This is a genomic window from Sphingomonas rubra (assembly GCF_900115745.1).
Classification (GTDB): domain Bacteria; phylum Pseudomonadota; class Alphaproteobacteria; order Sphingomonadales; family Sphingomonadaceae; genus Sphingomonas; species Sphingomonas rubra.
On the sequence record NZ_FOXP01000003.1, the window covers coordinates 115,541 to 133,992 of the forward strand.

The 18,452-nt window shown below is 69.8% G+C and carries 15 protein-coding genes and 1 pseudogene; 13 read left to right on the forward strand and 3 right to left on the reverse strand.

Annotated elements, in window-relative coordinates; all coding sequences use genetic code 11:
• Positions 1–12 precede the first annotated feature (12 nt).
• Positions 13–666, forward strand: a complete 654-nt coding sequence (locus BM145_RS04940; protein ID WP_281244344.1) for a peroxiredoxin — start codon at positions 13–15, stop codon at positions 664–666.
• Positions 663–1,046 (forward strand): ArsR/SmtB family transcription factor, encoded by a 384-nt coding sequence (locus BM145_RS04945; protein WP_093332068.1) that lies wholly within the window; start codon positions 663–665, stop codon positions 1,044–1,046. Before BM145_RS04940 ends, BM145_RS04945 begins: the two co-directional genes overlap by 4 nt.
• Here BM145_RS04945 and BM145_RS04950 read toward each other — a convergent pair.
• From BM145_RS04950 to BM145_RS04960, 3 genes and pseudogenes are all read right to left on the reverse strand, one after another.
• On the reverse strand, positions 1,033–1,800 hold the full coding sequence (locus BM145_RS04950) for a sulfite exporter TauE/SafE family protein (protein ID WP_093332407.1): 768 nt from the start codon (positions 1,798–1,800) through the stop codon (positions 1,033–1,035). The genes BM145_RS04945 and BM145_RS04950 overlap by 14 nt on opposite strands.
• A pseudogene (locus BM145_RS04955) lies at positions 1,797–2,435 on the reverse strand (NAD(P)/FAD-dependent oxidoreductase); the annotation flags it as partial. The gene BM145_RS04950 and the pseudogene BM145_RS04955, both read right to left, overlap by 4 nt.
• Positions 2,420–3,292, reverse strand: a complete 873-nt coding sequence (locus tag BM145_RS04960) for an MBL fold metallo-hydrolase (RefSeq protein ID WP_093332071.1) — start codon at positions 3,290–3,292, stop codon at positions 2,420–2,422. The gene BM145_RS04960 and the pseudogene BM145_RS04955, both read right to left, overlap by 16 nt.
• Before the next feature lie 58 nt (positions 3,293–3,350).
• Between BM145_RS04960 and BM145_RS04965 the strand changes: the two genes are divergently transcribed.
• From BM145_RS04965 to BM145_RS05015, 11 genes are all read left to right on the forward strand, one after another.
• The gene (locus BM145_RS04965; RefSeq protein WP_093332073.1) at positions 3,351–3,530 is read left to right on the forward strand and encodes a hypothetical protein; all 180 of its coding nucleotides are present in this window, start codon (positions 3,351–3,353) and stop codon (positions 3,528–3,530) included.
• Between the two features lie 261 nt (positions 3,531–3,791).
• Positions 3,792–5,819 (forward strand): M3 family metallopeptidase, encoded by a 2,028-nt coding sequence (locus BM145_RS04970; protein WP_425441081.1) that lies wholly within the window; start codon positions 3,792–3,794, stop codon positions 5,817–5,819.
• Positions 5,819–6,877: a PLP-dependent cysteine synthase family protein gene (locus BM145_RS04975; protein WP_093332078.1), complete on the forward strand. Its 1,059-nt coding sequence runs from the start codon at positions 5,819–5,821 to the stop codon at positions 6,875–6,877. Before BM145_RS04970 ends, BM145_RS04975 begins: the two co-directional genes overlap by 1 nt.
• Positions 6,878–7,290: 413 nt before the next feature.
• The gene (locus BM145_RS04980) at positions 7,291–8,169 is read left to right on the forward strand and encodes a TorF family putative porin (RefSeq protein WP_093332080.1); all 879 of its coding nucleotides are present in this window, start codon (positions 7,291–7,293) and stop codon (positions 8,167–8,169) included.
• A gap of 113 nt (positions 8,170–8,282) precedes the next feature.
• Positions 8,283–8,372, forward strand: coding sequence for a K(+)-transporting ATPase subunit F (gene kdpF / locus BM145_RS04985; RefSeq protein ID WP_093332082.1), 90 nt, complete (start codon positions 8,283–8,285; stop codon positions 8,370–8,372).
• 11 nt (positions 8,373–8,383) lie between these two features.
• Positions 8,384–10,087 (forward strand): potassium-transporting ATPase subunit KdpA, encoded by a 1,704-nt coding sequence (gene kdpA, locus BM145_RS04990; protein WP_093332085.1) that lies wholly within the window; start codon positions 8,384–8,386, stop codon positions 10,085–10,087.
• A gap of 12 nt (positions 10,088–10,099) precedes the next feature.
• Positions 10,100–12,127, forward strand: coding sequence for a potassium-transporting ATPase subunit KdpB (kdpB, locus tag BM145_RS04995; RefSeq protein ID WP_093332087.1), 2,028 nt, complete (start codon positions 10,100–10,102; stop codon positions 12,125–12,127).
• 12 nt (positions 12,128–12,139) lie between these two features.
• Positions 12,140–12,736 (forward strand): potassium-transporting ATPase subunit KdpC, encoded by a 597-nt coding sequence (kdpC, locus tag BM145_RS05000; RefSeq protein WP_093332090.1) that lies wholly within the window; start codon positions 12,140–12,142, stop codon positions 12,734–12,736.
• Between the two features lie 12 nt (positions 12,737–12,748).
• On the forward strand, positions 12,749–15,424 hold the full coding sequence (locus BM145_RS05005) for a sensor histidine kinase (protein ID WP_245739077.1): 2,676 nt from the start codon (positions 12,749–12,751) through the stop codon (positions 15,422–15,424).
• Position 15,425: 1 nt separating this feature from the next.
• Positions 15,426–16,112 (forward strand): response regulator transcription factor, encoded by a 687-nt coding sequence (locus BM145_RS05010; RefSeq protein WP_093332092.1) that lies wholly within the window; start codon positions 15,426–15,428, stop codon positions 16,110–16,112.
• Between the two features lie 240 nt (positions 16,113–16,352).
• The gene (locus BM145_RS05015; protein ID WP_093332416.1) at positions 16,353–18,395 is read left to right on the forward strand and encodes an alpha/beta hydrolase family protein; all 2,043 of its coding nucleotides are present in this window, start codon (positions 16,353–16,355) and stop codon (positions 18,393–18,395) included.
• Positions 18,396–18,452 lie beyond the last annotated feature (57 nt).

The window sequence follows — 18,452 nt, forward strand, 5'->3', positions numbered from 1 at the left end:
TAACGCGGCGCGGTGAGCACGCCACCCGCACAGCCGACCGGATCGGGGCAACGCCCGCTGCGCATCGGCGACGTCGCACCGGGCTTCTCGGCGCGGTCGACCATGGGCGACGTGTCGCTGCGCGATTATCGCGGACGATGGCTGATCCTCTTCTCGCACCCCGCCGATTTCACGCCGGTCTGCACCAGCGAGTTCGTCGCCCTCGCCCGCGCTGCCGATGCCTTCGCGGCGCAGGATTGCGCGCTCCTGGGCCTGTCGGTCGACAGCCTCTACTCGCACCTCGCCTGGATCGCGGCGATCCGCGAGCGGTTCGGCGTCGCGATCCCCTTTCCGATCGTCGAGGACCCCTCGATGGCGGTCGGCGCGGCCTATGGGATGATCGAGACGGGCGCCGCCGACAGCGCCTCGGTCCGCGCGGTCTATTTCATCGATCCCGAGGGCGTGATCCGCGCGATGACCTGGTATCCGCTGTCGGTCGGGCGCTCGGTGGAGGAGATGCTGCGGCTGCTGTCGGCGCTGCGCCGCACCGCCGCGGGCGACGTGCTCGCGCCCGAGGGTTGGCGACCGGGGCAGGATCTGCTGCTGCCGGCTCCACAGGATGCGACGGCGCTCGCCGACCTCCACGGCGACGAACCGTGGTTCTACCGCCGCCGACCGGACGCATGACGGTCCCGCTGTCCCGCGACCGTGCCGCAGACGCGGCCGAGCGGTTGCGCGCCTTCGCCCAGCCGCAGCGGCTGATGATCCTGTCGGCGCTGGTCGGCCGCGAGCTGGCGGTGGGAGTGATCGACGCCGAGACCGCGATCGGCCAGCCCGCGCTCAGCCAGCAGCTCGCCGAGTTGCGCCGCGCCGGCCTGGTCGCGACCCGGCGGGAATCGAAGCAGGTGCTGTATCGCCTCGCCGACGATCGCACCGCCGCGATCGTCCGCTTCGTCGCGGCGGTCTTCGGCGGCGACGCCGCACCGCACGACGCGATCGACGCACCCGCGCAACCGGCGCCCGGCGGCACCCGCTCCGCCGCCATGTTCGCGGTCATCGACCGGTAGAGCGCCACAGGATATAGCCGGCCACCGTGAAGACCAGGCACGCGAACAGCGTCCGCAGGCGCCCCGTCGTGTCCGACAGCCGCCGTGCCGCGGCGACGCCGGCCACACCGCCCATCACGCCGCCGCACACGAAGATCGCGGCCAGCGGCCAGTCGATCCAGCCCGACAGCGCGTAGTTCACCGCCGTGGTGACGCCGAACGCCGTCACCGCGACGAGCGAGGACCCGACCGCGTTCAGCATCGGCATTCCCGTCGAGGCGATCAGCCCCGGCACGATCAGGAAACCGCCGCCGATCCCGAAAAAGCCCGACACCGCGCCCGTGCCGAATCCGTAGCCGAGCACGCGCGGCGCATTGTCACGGTTGCAGTCCGCGCCGGGATCGCCTGCATTGCCGCGCCCACGCAGCATCAGCACCCCGACGGCCACCATCACCAGCGCGAACAGCGCCAGCAGCCGCTGCCCGTCGATCTGCTTGCCCAACGTCGATCCGCCCAGTGCTCCCACCACGCCCGTTCCGGCATAGAGCGCGGCACAGCGCCACTTCACCGTCCCTGCCCGCGCGTGCGCGATCAGGTTGCCACCGGCATTCGCCGCCACCGCCAGCGCGCTCGTGCCGATCGCGACGTGCGGGTTGGCGACACCGACAACGTACACCATCAGCGGCACCGCCAGGATCGACCCGCCGCCCCCGACCAGCCCCAGCGTGAAGCCGACGCCGCTGCCCGACAATGCGCCGAGCAGCAGCTGGGTCACGCGCCCCGCCCCGGATGCGCGGCCGGTGCGGCGAGCCACTCCCGCCCCTTCAGCATCGCGTTCCAGTACAGCCACGGCAGCAGCCGGCTCTTGAGCTGCCACGCCAGCCGCGTCGGCCGCGTCCCGTCGAGCAGCCAGCGCGGGAAGGACGGCGTCAGCGTGCCGCCATAGCCAAATTCGGCCAGCACGATCCGTCCACGCTCCACCGTCAGCGGACAGGAGCCATAGCCGTCATAGGCGGCCGCGGGCCGGTCGCCGTCGAGCAGCGCCAAGACGTTGGCGGCGGCGACCGGCGCCATCTTGCGTGCGGCGGCGGCGGTCTTGGCGTTGCTGGTGCCCGCGACGTCGCCGACCGCGAACACGTTGGCGAAGCGCGGATGCGCGAGGGTCGCGGGATCGACGTCCACGAAGCCGCCCGCCCCGGCCAGCGGACTGGCCGCGATCACCGCCGGCGCGACCTGCGGCGGGCAGACGTGGAGCATGTCGAACCGCTCTTCCGTCCGCTCGACCGCGCCGTCGGCGCCGGCCCGCTCGAACGTCGCGACCCTGGCGGGGCCGTCCACCGCCACCAGCTTCGATCCCAAGCGCAGATCGATGCCGTAGCGCTCGACGTAGCGCATCAGCGCGGGGACAAACGGCCGGCGTCGATGTTCACCTGCACCGCGGCGAGCATCAGCGCCGGCATCTTCAGCGTCGCGTCCCGCGCCTGCCGCATCGCGACGAACTCGTCCTCGCCGCGATCGCCCCCGACGTGCAGGTTGTCCGCGCGCTGCTGCGCGACGGTCGATTCCCACGCCGGTCCCCGGCCCTCGGGCGGGTAGTCATGGCAATGCAGCAGCCGCGTCTCCGCCGGCAGCGACAGCAGCCGCCGGATCGAGCGGTAGAGCGCATGCGCGTCGCCGCCGGGAAAGTCGGCGCGCGCCGTTCCCACGTCCGGCATGAACAGCGTGTCGCCGGTCAGCACGACGTCGCCGACCACGAAGGCGGTGTCCGCCGGCGTATGCCCGGGCACGTGCATCGCCATGCCGTCGAGCGTGCCGAGCGCGAAACGGGCGCCGTCCGCGAGCAGGACGTCGAAGTCGGCCTCGCCCTCCGCGTCGCGGCCGTACAGGTCGGCGAACCGGCGCCGCACCTCGACTACCCCCGCCCCCATCACGATCCGGCCACCCAGCCGCTCGCGCAGCAGCGTGGCAGCGGAGAGGTGATCGGCATGGACGTGGGTCTCGACGATCCACCCGACGGTCAGGTCGTGCTCCGCGACATAGGCCGACAGCACGTCGGCGCTCGCGGTCGAGACCCGTCCCGCCGCCGCATCGAAATCGAGCACCGGATCGACGATCATCGCCGCGCGGGTCGCTCGGTCGTGCAGCACGTGGCTGACGCTGGCGGTCGCGGAATCGAAGAAGCTGGCGACGGCCGGCCGTTGTGGAAGGTCGTCCAGAGCGGCACGGACAATCGCGGTTGCGGCTTGCAGCGGATCGGCAGGGGTCATAACTTTTATTTACGTAAATGTGTAACTATGTAGATAGTTCAGTGAAGGGGAGGGATGGATGCACGGCGAGGTCCTGATCCTGGGCTCGGGCCCGGCGGCGCACATGACAGCCGTCTGCACCACGCGCGCGGTGCTGGAGCCGCCGCTGGTCACGGACATGCAGCCGGGCGGCCAGCTGACGATCGCGACCGATGTCGAGAACTGGCCGGGCACGTCAGCGTCACCGGCCCCGCGCTGATGGCGCGAATGGGCGCCCACGCCGACTCGGTCGGCACGCGGACGGTGACGGACACGTCGTCCGCGTCTACCTGGGCCAGCGGCCCATTATCGCGATCGGCGACGGCGGCACGGGTAACGCCGGCGACGTGCTGGTGATCGCGACGGGCGCCACGCCCCCAGCGCGGGCGGCGTCCCCACCCAGCCGCTCGGCGTGGCGGTGGAGATCGATGCGGTGGTCGCCGTCCGCTGAGCGGAGGAACGGCGGACAGGCTTGGAGAGGATGACAAAGATGACGACGATTGTTTTCGACGACCCGCGGGCGCTCTCGCCGTTCGACGCGATCACGCCCGATACGATCGGCTCCGCCCTCGATGCCGCGCTCGCGGCGCACGCGCTCGTCGTCGACCGGCTGGTGGGCGAGCGCCCGACGGACTTCGCCACGGTCTGGCTGCCGCTGGAAGCGGCCGACGACCGGATCAGCGCCGTCTGGTCGGCCGCCAGCCATCTTCATCGCGTCGCGAATACCCCCGAGTTGCGCGCAGCCTATGCCGCCGGCGAGCAGCGGCTGACGGACTATCAGACCAATGTCGGCCAGAACCGCGCGCTCTACGACGTCCTGGTCGCACTGACGGCGACGCCCGGCTTCGCCGACCTGCCGGTCGCGGATCGCGTCGCCGTCGAGCATTCGGTCCGCGATTGCAAATTATCGGGCGTGGCGCTGGACGATGACGCGCGCGACCGGTTCAAGGCGATCGTCGTCGAGCTGGCCCAGATGCAGACCGACTTCGATGCCGCGGTCCTCGACGCCACCGAGGCGTGGAGCGAGCTCGTGACCGACGAGGCGATGCTGTCCGGGCTGTCGGATGCCAGCAAGGACATGCTGGCGGGTGCGGCGAACGCGACGGGAAAGAAGGGGTGGCTGGTCACGCTGCAAGGGCCGAGCGTCGGCGCGATCATGGCGTTCGCCGAGGATCGCGACCTGCGCGCACGGGTCTATCGCGCCTACGGCACCCGTGTCTCGGACCAGGGCCCCGACGCGGGACGCTTCGACAACGGTCCGCGGATCGCGCGCATCCTCGAACTCCGCCACGAGGCGGCCCGGCTGCTCGGTTTTCCCGACCCAGTCGCCTGGTCGCTCGAGACCAAGATGGCGCCGAACGCGGGCGAGGTCCTCGCCTTCCTGCGCGACCTCGCGGCCCGTGCCAAGCCGGCGGCGACGCGCGACCATGAGGACCTGAAGACCTTCGCCGCGCAGGAGCTGGGCATCGCCGACCTCCAGCCCTGGGATGTCGGCTTCGCCGCCAACCGGCTGCGTCAGGCGCGCTACGACGTCGACGAGCAGGCGGTGCGCGCCTATTTCCCGGTGGAGCGGGTCATGGCCGGCTGGCAGGTCTTGCTCGAACGGCTGTTCGGCATCCGCCTGTCCGAGCGCGACGACGTGGCATTGTGGCATCCGGACGCGCGCTATTTCGACGTGATCGATGCCGCCGGAGAGGTGATCGCGGGCGTCTACCTCGACCTGCATGCGCGCACCGGAAAGCTGGGCGGCGCCTGGATGGACCAGGCGCGTCCCCGGCTGGGCGGCGGCACGGTGCCGGTGGCGCACCTCGTCTGCAACTTCGCGCCCCGCGGCGGGGCGACCCCGTCGCTGCTGAGCCACGCCGACGTCGTGACGCTGCTGCACGAGACCGGCCACGTCCTTCATCACCTGTTCACGCGCGTGGAGCGTCCTTCCATCGCGGGGACCAGCGGCTTCGAATGGGACGCGGTCGAGCTGCCGAGCCAGCTGATGGAGGATTTCGCCTGGGACCGCGACGTGCTGACCGGCATGTCGGGTCATTGCGAGACCGGCGAGCCGCTGCCCGCCGACCTCTACGCGCGGATGCTCGCGGCCCGGCGCTTCCAGTCCGGCCTGGCGATCGTCCGGCAGGTGGAGTTCGCGCTGTTCGATCTGCTGCTCCACCTGGGGACGATGGGATCGGATCCGATGGAGGTGGTGGAGGCGGTGCGCGACGAGGTGTCGGTGATCCGCCCGCCCGAATGGCATCGCTTCCCCCACGCGTTCAGCCACATCTTCGCGGGCCCCTATGCGTCGGGCTATTACAGCTATCTGTGGGCGGAGGTGCTGGCCGCCGACGGCTTCCAGGCGTTCGTCGAGGCCGGGCTGGTTGATCGCGCGACCGGCGACCGGTTGCGCGCCGAGGTGCTGTCGCGCGGGGCAACGCGTCCCGCGCGCGAGAGCTTTCGCGCGTTCCGCGGGCGCGATGCCGACCCGCAGGCGATGCTCCTGCGCCACGGGCTCGCCTGATGGCGGGGGATCGCGCCTGGTTGGCGGAGGCGGTGCGCCGGATCGAGGCGGACTATAACCGCTCGGCCGACACCCACCTGATCCGCCTGCCGCTGCCCCGCCATCCGGGGGTGACGCTGTACCTGAAGGACGAGAGCAGCCACCCGACCGGCAGCCTCAAGCACCGGCTCGCCCGCTCGCTGTTCCTCTACGCGCTGTGCAACGAGTGGATCGGGCCGGACACCTGCGTGATCGAGGCGTCGTCGGGATCGACCGCGGTCAGCGAAGCCTATTTCGCGCGGATGCTGGGTTTGCGCTTCATCGCGGTCGTGCCTGCGGCGACGGCGGCGCCCAAGCTCGACGCGATCCGCTTCCACGGCGGCGAGATCCACGCGGTGGACGACCCGCGCACCGTCTACGACGCCGCACATCGGCTCGCGCGCGAGACCGGCGGCCACTATCTCGACCAGTTCACCTATGCCGAGCGCGCCACCGACTGGCGCGGCAACAACAACATCGCCGAGAGCATCTTCGCGCAGATGGCGCAGGAGGAGCATCCCGTCCCCTCATGGATCGTGTGCGGCGCGGGCACCGGCGGCACCTCGGCGACGATCGGCCGCTACATCCGCTTTCAACGCCACGCCACCCGGCTGTGCGTCGCCGATCCCGAGCATTCGGTCTTCCACCGCCATTATGCCGACGCTGCGGTGACCATTCTGCCCGAAGGATGCGCCAGCCGGATCGAGGGCATCGGCCGCCCGCGCGTCGAGCCGAGCTTCGTGCCCGGCGTAATCGACCGGATGATCCCGGTCCCGGACGCGCAGTCGATCGCGGCAATGCGCGCGCTGTCGATCACCCTCGGGCGGCGGGTCGGCGGGTCCACGGGCACCAACCTGATCGGCTGCCTGGCGATCGCCGACGAGATGGCCGCGGCGGGCGAGACCGGCAGCATCGTTACCCTGCTGTGCGACGGCGGCGACCGCTACGGCTGCACCTATTACGACGACGCCTGGCTGCAGCGGCACGCGGTCGACTGGAGCGAGAGTGCGAAGCGCATAGAGGCGGCCCTGCGCGCCTAGCGCAGGTCGTCCCGGCTTCCGGCGCGTCGATCCAGGCCCGGGACCGGGAGCGTCTCCACCCGCGCGGCTTGGAGCATGACGACGAACGATTGACTTGCCGCCGTTCACCCTGAGCGACGTCGAAGGGCAGGCCGCAAGCGAGCCGGTCGTGGCCTGTGCTTCGACTTCGGCGCCATGCGCCGAAGTTTATCCTGAGCTTGTCGAAGGGCTCAGCACGAACGAGTTTGGGTGATGTCATCCCGCGCTAACGATGTCGACATCCTGGCGCCGGCAGCTCGACCAAAGTGCCAACTATATGCGCGCACTATGCATTTGGCCGGAATCGATCTCGAATTGCTACGCGACATGCGCCTAATCGCGCATCCCTGAAGGCGACGTCACGGGACGTTTCGCCGCTCCTGAGGGGTGCAACGATGAAGTTCCGTTACGCGATCGTGACTACCACGCTGCTGGCATGTCCGGTCACTGCTCAGGCGCAGTCGACGCCGAACGACAAGGCCGAAGCGGCGGAGGAGACTGTTCCTCCACCGGTGCCGACCGTCAGCGGCTCCGCCGCGATCGCGTCCGACTATCGTTTCCGCGGCATTTCGCAATCGGACAAGGAGATGGCGGTACAGGGCGGCATCACCGTCGCGCACGCCCGTGGCCTCTACGCGGGCATATGGGCCTCGAACCTGGCCGGATGGGGCACGTTCGGCGGCGCCAACATGGAGCTGGACCTGATCGGTGGCTACAGGGCGAAGCTCGCCGACAACGCGACGCTCGACGTCGGCCTGACATGGTACATGTACCCGGGTGGCGCCGATAAGACCGATTTCGCCGAACCCTACGCCAGGCTGACCGGCACGACCGGTCCGGCGACGCTGACGGCGGGTGTCGCCTATGCGCCCAACCAGCAGGCGATCGGCAGATGGTACAACACCGGCGCGGATGCGGTGGCCGGCGTCTACACCGATCCCGGCGACAAGGACGACAACTTCTATCTGTGGGGCGACGGCGCGCTGGCGATCGCCGGCACGCCGGTCACCGCGAAGGCGCATGTCGGCCATAGCTGGGGGCAGAACGGCCTGGGTCCGAACGCGACCGCGGTATCGCCGACGGGCCGGTATTGGGATTGGTCGCTCGGTGCCGACGTCACCTACCGGAACCTGATCTTCAACGTCAGCTACGTCGACACCGACATCTCCAACCGCGAAGCGACCTACCTCCGCCCGAGCTTCAGCAAGGGCCAGGACGGCACCGGCAACATCGCCGGCGGCGCCGTCGTGGTCTCGCTGACGGCGGCCTTCTGAGCGCGGGAGAACAACCATGCAGGACCTGCTCTGGATCGCGATCATGGTGGGATTGGTGGCGCTGACGCTCGCCTATGCCCGCCTGTGCGACAACGCCTGAGGGAGCGCCGACCATGACCCTCGACCTCTGGCTGGCGGCGCTCACCGCGCTCGGCCTCCTCGTCTACCTGGTGGCGGCGCTGATCCGCCCCGAACGCTTCTGAAGGAGGCGAACATGACACTTCAGGGCTGGATCCTGATCCTCGGCTTCGTTGCCATCCTCCTGGTGCTGGCCAAGCCGATCGGCGCATGGCTGTTCACCCTTTACGAAGGCAGGCGCACGCCGCTCCACATCGTCTTGGGTCCGGTCGAGCGCGGCCTCTACAAGCTCGCCGGGGTCGAGCCGGTGCAGGAGCAGGGGTGGCGTCGCTACGCGCTGCACATGCTGCTGTTCAACGTGGCGCTGATGACGTTCACCTACGCGGTGCTGCGCCTTCAAGGTGTGCTCCCCGGCAACCCGCAGGGCCTCGCCGGGCTCAGCCCGCACCTCGCCTTCAACACCGCGGTCAGCTTCGCCACCAACACCAACTGGCAGAGCTACGGCGGCGAGGGCACCATGTCGAACCTCAGCCAGATGCTGGGGCTGACGATCCACAACTTCCTGTCGGCCGCGACCGGCATCGCCCTCGCCTTCGCGCTGTTCCGCGGCTTCGCGCGGCGCGAGGCGAGCACGGTCGGCAACTTCTGGGCGGACGTGACCCGCATCACGCTCTACCTGCTGCTGCCGCTCTGCGTCGCGCTGACCCTCTTCTACATCGCGAGCGGCGTTCCGCAGACGCTCGCCGGTGTGGTCGACGTGACTACGCTGGAGGGCGCCCGGCAGTCGATCCTGCTCGGCCCCGTCGCCAGCCAGGAGGCGATCAAGATGCTCGGGACCAACGGTGGCGGCTTCTTCAACGCCAACTCGGCGCACCCGTTCGAGAATCCGACCGCACTCACCAATCTCGTCCAGATGCTCTCGATCTTCGTCGTCGGCGTTGGCCTGACCTGGTGCTTCGGCAAGGCGGTCGGCAACACGCGGCAGGGCTGGGCGATCCTGTCGGCGATGGCGATCCTGTTCCTGGCCGGGGTGACCGTGACCTATGCGCAGGAGGCCGCGGGCAACCCGATCCTCCACCAGCTCGACATCGCGGGCGGCAACATGGAGGGCAAGGAGGTGCGTTTCGGCATCGCCGCCTCCGCACTGTTCTCGGTGGTCACCACCGCCGCCTCGTGCGGCGCGGTCAACGCCATGCACGACAGCTTCACCCCGCTCGGTGGCATGATCCCGCTGTTCAACATCCAGCTCGGCGAGGTCGTCATCGGCGGCGTCGGCGCGGGCATCTACGGCTTCCTGCTGTTCGCCATCCTCGCGGTATTCGTCGCCGGGCTGATGGTGGGCCGCACGCCGGAATATGTCGGCAAGAAGATCGAGGCACGGGAGGTGAAGCTGGCGGTGCTCGCGATCGCCGTGCTGCCGCTCATGATCCTCGGGCTGACCGCGCTGTCGTCTGTGCTGGAGCAGGGGCTGGCGGGGCCGCTCAACAAGGGGCCGCACGGCTTCTCGGAAATCCTCTACGCCTTCACCAGCGCGGTCGGGAACAACGGGTCCGCCTTTGCCGGGCTGACGGCCAACACGCCCTATTACAACGGGCTGCTCGGCGTGGCGATGTGGATCGGCCGCTTCTTCGTCATCGTGCCGATGCTGGCGATCGCCGGCAGCCTAGCCGCGAAGATATACACGCCGGAAAGCGCGGGCTCGTTCCCGACCACCGGCGGTCTGTGGGTCGGCCTGCTCGTCGGCATCATCCTCATCCTGGGCGGCCTCACCTTCATGCCCGGCCTCGCGCTCGGTCCCATCGCCGATCATCTGGCGATGATACGCGGCCAGCTTTTCTGATCGGAAGCCATCATGGCACAAGCCCCATCCAAGAGCCTGTTCACGGCCGATCTGGTCATGCCGGCGATCAAGGCGTCGTTCCTCAAACTCTCCCCGCGCGAGCTGGGCCGCAATCCGGTCATGTTCGTCACCGCCGCGGTCGCGGCGCTGATGACCGTGCTGCTGGTCGTCGGCCACGATGATCTGCGCGTTGCCTTCAAGGCACAGCTCGCCGCCTGGCTGTGGCTCACCGTGCTGTTCGGCACCTTCGCGGAGGCGCTGGCCGAGGGACGCGGCAAGGCGCAGGCGGCGAGCCTGCGCGCCACCAAGGCGGAGCTTGTCGCCCGGCGCATGAAGGGCGATCGGGTGGAACAGGTGCCGGCGAGCCATTTGCGTACCGGCGATGTCGTGCTGGTGAGCACGAACGACCTGATCCCGGCGGACGGCGAGGTGATCGCCGGCGTCGCCTCGGTCAACGAGGCGGCGATCACCGGCGAGAGCGCGCCCGTCATCCGCGAGGCGGGAGGCGACCGCTCGGCGGTGACGGCGGGCACGCGCGTCATCTCCGACGAGATCCGCGTCCGCGTCACCGCTGACCCGGGCCAGGGATTCCTCGATCGCATGATCGCGCTGGTGGAAGGCGCAGAGCGGCGGAAGACGCCCAATGAAGTGGCCCTCACCATCCTGTTGGTAGGGCTGACGATCGTCTTCCTGATCGCGGTCGGCACCATCCCCGGCTTCGCCGCCTACGCAGGCGGCAGCATCCCCGTCGCCATCCTGGCGGCGCTGCTCATCACGCTGATCCCGACCACCATCGCTGCCCTGCTCTCCGCGATCGGCATCGCCGGCATGGACCGCCTCGTTCGCTTCAACGTGCTGGCGAAATCGGGCCGCGCGGTGGAGGCGGCGGGCGACGTCGACGTGCTGCTCCTCGACAAGACCGGCACGATCACCGTCGGCGACCGACAGGCATCGGAGTTCCGCGCGGTCGGCGGCGCCAGTGACGCCGAATTGGCCGAGGCGGCGCTGCTCGCCAGCCTCGCCGACGAGACGCCCGAGGGTCGCTCGGTAGTGGTGCTGGCGCGAGAGAAGTTCGATCTCCAGCGGCCGATGCCGCCGGGGGCCGAGATCATCCCCTTCACCGCGCAGACCCGCGTATCGGGCATCAGGAGCGGCGACACGCTGATCCAGAAGGGCGCCGTGGATTCGATCCTGCGCGCCAATCCGGGCAGCGGCGAGACCGCCGCGGCGACCGAGCTGCGCCGCATCACCGACGAGATCGCCCGCGCCGGCGGCACTCCGCTGGCGGTCGCCAAGGACGGGCGGCTGCTCGGTGCCATCTTCCTGAAGGACGTGGTGAAGGCCGGCATCCGCGAACGCTTCGGCGAGCTCCGCACGATGGGCATCCGCACGGTGATGATTACCGGCGACAATCCCCTGACCGCCGCGGCGATCGCGGCTGAAGCGGGGGTCGACGACTTCCTCGCCCAAGCGACGCCGGAGGACAAGCTTGAGCTGATCCGCAAGGAGCAGGCGGGTGGGAAGCTCGTCGCGATGTGCGGCGATGGCACCAACGACGCGCCGGCGCTGGCGCAGGCCGACGTGGGTGTGGCGATGAACACCGGCACACAGGCCGCGCGTGAAGCGGGCAACATGGTCGACCTCGACAGCGATCCGACCAAGCTCATCGAGGTGGTCGGCCTCGGCAAGCAACTCCTGATGACGCGCGGCGCGCTCACGACCTTCTCGGTCGCCAACGACGTCGCCAAGTATTTCGCGATCATCCCGGCGATGTTCGTGACGCTCTATCCAGGGCTGGGCGTGCTCAACGTCATGGGGCTAGCGACGCCGGAGAGCGCGATCCTGTCGGCGATCATCTTCAACGCGCTCATCATCCCGCTGCTGGTGCCGCTGGCGCTCAAGGGCGTCGCCTACAAGCCGATGCCGGCCGGGCCGCTGCTCGCGCGCAATCTCGCCATCTACGGCCTGGGCGGCCTCGTCGCCCCATTCTTCGGCATCAAGATCATCGACCTCGTGGTCGGTGGCCTCGGCCTCGCGTAAAGGATCAAGCACATGGGCAAGGATTTCTCCTCCGCGCTGCGTCCCGCGATCGTCATGACGATCCTGTTCGCGGCCCTTCTGGGTCTCGCCTATCCGCTGGCGATGACCGGCATCGGTCAGGTGCTGTTCCCGGTACAGGCGAACGGCAGCCTGGTGCGGGACGGCAACGGCACGGTGATCGGCTCGACCATCGTCGGTCAGGCGTTCACGTCGAACCGCTATTTCCAGACCCGGCCCTCGGCAGCCGGAAAGGGGTATGACGGGCTGGCGTCCTCGGGATCGAACCTCGGCCCGACCGCACGGGCGCTGGTCGACCGCGTGAAGCCGGATGTCGAGACGCGGCGCGGCGAGGGCGTGACCGGCGCCGTACCCGCCGATCTCGTCACCGCCAGCGGCTCGGGGCTCGATCCCGACCTGTCACCGGCCGCCGCGCTGGCCCAGGCGCCGCGCATCGCGCGCGTCCGTGGTCTTCCCGTCGAGCGTGTGCGGGCGCTCGTCGCGGCGCAGACCAAGGGCTCGCTGCTCGGCAAACCGCACGTCAACGTGCTGGCGCTCAATCGCGCGCTCGACGCGGCGGGCAGCGGCGCGGCGGATGATCGCGCGCGCTGATGCGACGCTGGGGTGACGCCGGTGATCGGTGACGGGCGCCCCGATCCGGACGCCCTCCTGCGCGCCACCGCGCAGGAGGGCCGCGGCCGCCTCAAGATCTTCCTCGGCGCCGCCCCGGGTGTCGGCAAGACCTACGAGATGCTGTCGGAAGGCGCGGCGCGACGCCGCGACGGCATCGACGTCGTCGCCGGGGTGGTGGAGACGCACGGCCGCGTCGAGACCGAAGCGCTCACCCGTGGTCACGAGATCGTGCCCCGGCGCGACGTCGCCTATGAGGGGCGGACGCTGCGCGAGATGGACCTCGACGCCATCCTCGCCCGCGCACCCCGTCTCGCCCTCGTCGACGAGCTGGCGCACACCAATGCGCCGGGCAGCCGCCACCCGAAACGCTTTCAGGACGTGGAAGAGCTGCTGGCGGCGGGGATCGACGTCTACTCGACCGTCAACATCCAGCACGTCGAGAGCCTGAACGACGTGGTGGCGAGTTTCACCCGTGTTCGGGTTCGGGAAACGGTGCCGGACAGCATCCTCGAGCAGGCCGAGATCGAGGTCGTCGACATCCCGCCCGACGAGCTGATCGAGCGTCTGAAGGCGGGCAAGGTCTATCTGCCGGAGGAAGCGACCCGCGCGCTCGGCCATTTCTTCTCGAAGTCGAACCTCTCGGCGTTGCGGGAGCTGGCGCTGCGCCGCGCCGCGCAGGCGGTCGATGCGCGGATGCTCGACGATGTGCGGGCGCTCGGCCTCGGTGGTACCTGGGCGGGCGGCGACCGGATCGTGGTGGCGATCAACGAGCTGCCGGGTGCCGACCTGCTGGTTCGCGCCGCCAAGCGCGTCGCCGACGGTCTGCGCGGGCCGTGGACGGCCGTGTTCATCGAAACGCCGCGCGCCGCGCATTTCACCGACGAGCAGCACGGCCGTGTCGCCGCGGCGATGACGCTGGCCACCCAGCTCGGCGCGGCGGTCGCGACGGTGCCGGCGCCGAACGTGGTCGCGGGCATCCAGTCCTTCCTCGCCGACGCGCGCGCCACTCAGCTCATCCTCGGCAAGTCGCGCCGCTCGCGGTGGTTCGAGCTGCGGCACGGGTCGGTGGTCGACCGGCTGATCCGCGACACGCCGGACGTGACGGTCTACGTCCTCCCCGTTCCGGCGGGCGGCGAGAAGGGGCCGCACGGGCAGCGGCGGCCGGCGCGCTGGGGAACCCCGACCGGCTACGCGATCGTAACGGCGCTGGTCGGGACCGTCACCGCGATCGCCAGCGCGCTGTTCCACGTTCTCGATCTCGGCAACGTCGCCCTGCTCTACCTGCTGCCGGTGATGGCCGCGGCGAGCCTGTTCGGGCTGCGGACCGGCCTCTACGCGGGCCTCGCCTCGAGCCTCGCCTACAACTTCTTCTTTCTGCCGCCGACCGGCACGCTGACGATCAGCAACCCGGAAAATCTGATCTCCGTCGTGGTGCTGCTCGGCGTCGCCTTTGCCACCAGTCAGCTCACCGGCAGGGTGCGGGCGCAAGCCGACCTTGCCGCGGCGAGCGCCCGGACCAACGCGACGCTGGCCGGCTTCCTGCGGCAGATCGCGGGGGTCAACGATTCCGACGTCGCCGCTCAGATGATCTGTGACGACGTTCGCCGCCTGCTCGACGTCCAGGTCGTGCTTCTCGGCACGACGGGAGCCGATCTCGACATTCTCGCCGCCAGCGATCCCACCTATCGTCTCGACACGATGGACAACGCCGCGGCGAGCTGGGCGTTCAACACCGGCAAGCCGGCGGGAAAAGGGTCGGGAACGCTCACCGCGTCCGAGTGGCTGTTCCACCCCATCAAGGCGGGCGATCGCGTGCTCGGCGTGCTCGGCGTTGCGAGCGATACCGTCGGCAACCCGGTGCGCGCCGACCAGCTTCCCTTGCTGAGCAGCCTGATCGATCAGTCGGCGCTGGTCCTTGAACGGCTGCGTCTCCAGACCGAGATGCGCGACGTCGAGGTTGTGCGGACCCGCGATCGGCTGCGCGCGGCCTTGCTGTCCTCGGTCAGCCATGACCTGCGTACGCCGTTGACCGCGGTGATCGCCGCGGCGGCGCAGCTTCGTCACGGCGCCACTCCCGAGCTGATCGGCACGATCGAGAGCGAGGCGCAGCGCCTCAACCGCTTCGTCGCCAACCTTCTCGACATGGCGCGCGTGGAAGCCGGCGCGCTCAAGCTCAACGTCGAGGCGACCGATCTCAGCGATGCCGTCACCGGCGCGTCGCACGATGCGCGGCGAGCGCTCGAGGGGCACGACGTCCGGCTCGACGTGCCGCCGGACTTGCCGCTCGTCCGCGTCGATCCGCAGCTCCTTCATCACTGCCTCCTCAACCTGCTCGACAATGCGGGCCGCTATGGCGACCCCGGCGCCGAGATCGTCATCAAGGGCACCAACAGGTTCGGCGAGGTCCGCCTCGCCGTCCTCGATCATGGTCCGGGGCTCCCGCCCGGGCGCGAGGCGGAGGTGTTCGAGACCTTCAAGCGCCTGGAGGGTTCCGATCGCGCGATCGGCGGAACGGGGCTCGGGCTCGCGATCGTCAAGGCGTTCGCCGAAGCGATGGAAATGGTCGTCGAGGCCGGCAATCGCCCGGACGGCAAAGGCGCCGCCTTCACCCTGGTCTTTCCCCCACCGCTGATCGTTCGTGCCCCTTCGACCGAGAGCGTGTCCTGATATGCCCACCAAGATCCTCGTCGTAGATGACGACGCCGCCATTCGCCGCCTGCTCCGCAACACGCTGGTCCGCGCCGACTATGCCGTGGTCGAGGCAGAGGACGCCAAGAGCGCCTTGCGACAGGCAGCGGTCGAGTATCCCAGCGCCATTCTGCTCGATCTTGGCCTGCCCGATCGGGACGGGCTCAGCCTTATTCCTCTGCTGCGTGCGGAGGGCGATGCCGTCATCCTGGTGGTGTCGGCGCGCGAGGCGGTGGATGAGAAGGTCGCGGCACTCGACCTCGGGGCTGACGATTTCGTGACCAAGCCGTTCGACACCGACGAGCTGCTGGCCCGCCTCCGGGTCGCGCTCCGGCATCAGGGGCTTTCGGAGACGATCCCCAAGGTCGTCAGTCGCGGCGATCTCACCATCGACCTGGATCGGCGGACCGTCCGCCGGGCTGGCGAAGAACTTCATCTTACCCGCAAGGAGCACGAGGTTCTGGGCACCCTCGCGCGCCATATCGGCCGGGTCGTGACCCACGACCGTCTCCTCTCCCTTTGCTGGGGTGCTGGCGAAGATGGCCGTGTCGAGTACCTGCGCATCGTTATCCGCAACCTGCGTCAGAAGCTTGAGGCGCCAGGTCCGGTCGGCAGCGTCATCGCCAACGAATTGGGCGTCGGATACCGGCTTCGGGGGGATGCTTGAGGATATGAGCACGACCAGCCGGATCATCTCGGGCGACGAGTTGAAGTGGTGAACGGGGGGAGCGACTTGGCTCTCGATCCGCGGCTCGCGCCAGGATCATGTCATTCGAGCGTCTGCCACGTTGGTCTGACAATACCCGCCGCCGCGCTGGGCGGGGCGGGGGATCTAGGCGACGCGGCGGTTGCGTCGCGGTGGCGATCGGGCATGATCGCCGCGACCGCCGATCCACGGAGTTCCCGCATGCGCCTCTCCCTCGCCCTCCTGCTGCTCGCCGTGTCGGCACCCACGCTCGCGCAGCAGCAGCCCAACGCCGCCCCCGCCGACGGGCCGACCCGCGCCTTCACCGGCGCCGACCTGTTCGGCCTGTCGATCGCCGCCGACCCGCAGATCAGCCCCGACGGGCGCACGATCGTCTACGTTCGCCGCTCCGCCGACGTCATGACGGACCGGATGCAGTCGTCCTTGTGGCTGATCGACGTGGCGAGCGGCCGGCAGTCGCCGTTCGCCGCGACCGGATCGAGCCCGCGCTGGTCTCCGGACGGCACGCGCGTCGCCTACACCGCGGGGGACGGCGACAACTCGCAACTGTTCGTCCGCTGGCTCTCGACGGGGGCGAGCGCGCGCGTGACGAGCTTCCCCGGCGATCCGCAGGCGCTCGCCTGGTCGCCGGACGGCACCCGCCTCGCCTATGTCGCGACGGTCGCGGGCGAGGCGACGACGCTGGGCAAGGCACCGCCCAAGCCGGAAGGCGCGAAATGGGCCGAGCCGCTGACCGTCATCGACCGCGTCAACTATCGCAACGACGGCCCCGGCTACGTCAAGCCCGGCCGCGACCACCTGTTCGTGGTCGCGGCGGAGGGCGGCGCGGCGCGGCAGCTGACCTTCGGCGCCTTCGACGACGGTGGCCCGCTGTCGTGGACGCCTGACGGGCGCGAGATCGTCTTCGCCGCCATCCGGGGCCCGGACGCGGAGCGGCAGGTGATGAACTCCGACGTGATCGCGGTGGACGTGAACACCGCCGCGATGCGCACGCTCACCACGCGCGATGGCCCCGACGCGCAACCCCGCGTGTCGCCGGACGGCCAACGCGTCGCCTGGCTCGGCTTCGACGACAAGCGCCGCAGCTACGAGAACACGCAGCTCTACGTCGGCGACCGGAACGCCGCCTCGCCCCGCTCGCTCACCGCCCCGCTCGACCGCGGGATCGAGGATGCGATCTGGGCGGCGGACGGGCGCAGCCTCTACGCCAGCTACGACGACAAGGGCGCGCGCCGGATCGCGCGGGTCGGCCTCGACGGCCGGCTCACGCCGTTGATCGACAATGTCGAGGGCGGCGGCCTCGACCGGCCCTACACCGGCGGCGACTTCTCCGTCTCGAAGAACGGCACGGTCGCCTATACCGGCGGCGACGCAGGGACGCCCGCCGACGTGTGGGTGTGGAGCGGCGGCAAGCCGCGCCGCCTGACCCAGCTCAACGCCGTCATGACCGCGTCCAAGGCGCTCGCCCCCGTCCGCAAGATCGCCGTCACCGCGCCCGACGGCCGCCCGATCGACGCGTGGATCGCCACCCCCGCCAATCGCCAGCCGGGCCAGCGCGTGCCGCTGATCCTGGAGATCCACGGCGGCCCCAACAGCGCCTACGGCCCCAGCTTCTCGACCGACGTGCAGCTCTACGCCGCCGCCGGCTACGCGGTGCTGTGGACCAACCCGCGCGGCTCGACCTCCTACGGCGCCGAATTCGCCAATCTGATCGACAAGAACTATCCGTCCGCCGATTACGACGACCTGATCGCCGCCGTCGACGCCGCGATCGCGGAAGGCACCGCCGATCCGAACAACCTGTTCGTCACCGGCGGCTCGGGAGGCGGCGTGCTCACCGCCTGGATCGTCGGCAAGACCGACCGGTTCAAGGCCGCCGCCACGCAGAAGCCCGTCATCAACTGGGTCAGCGAGGCGCTGACCATGGACAACACGCTGTTCACCTCGCGCTACTGGTTCGCCAAGCTGCCGTGGGAGGACCCGATGAGCTACTGGAACCGCTCGCCCTTGAGCCTGGTGGGGAACGTCAAGACGCCGACGCTGGTGGTGGTCGGCAGCGACGATTACCGCACGCCGGTATCGGAATCGGAGCAATATTACGCCGCGCTCCAGATCCGCGGCGTGCCCACCGCGCTCGTCAAGGTGCCGGGCGCCAGCCATGGCGGCTTCACCGCGCGCCCCTCGCAATCGGCGGCCAAGGCGTCGGCGATCACCGCCTGGTTCGATCGGTATCGGACGAAGTAAGCGCCTCACGCCGTCCGTGCTGAGCCAACGGAGGAAGTCGGGAATGGTCGAAGTAGC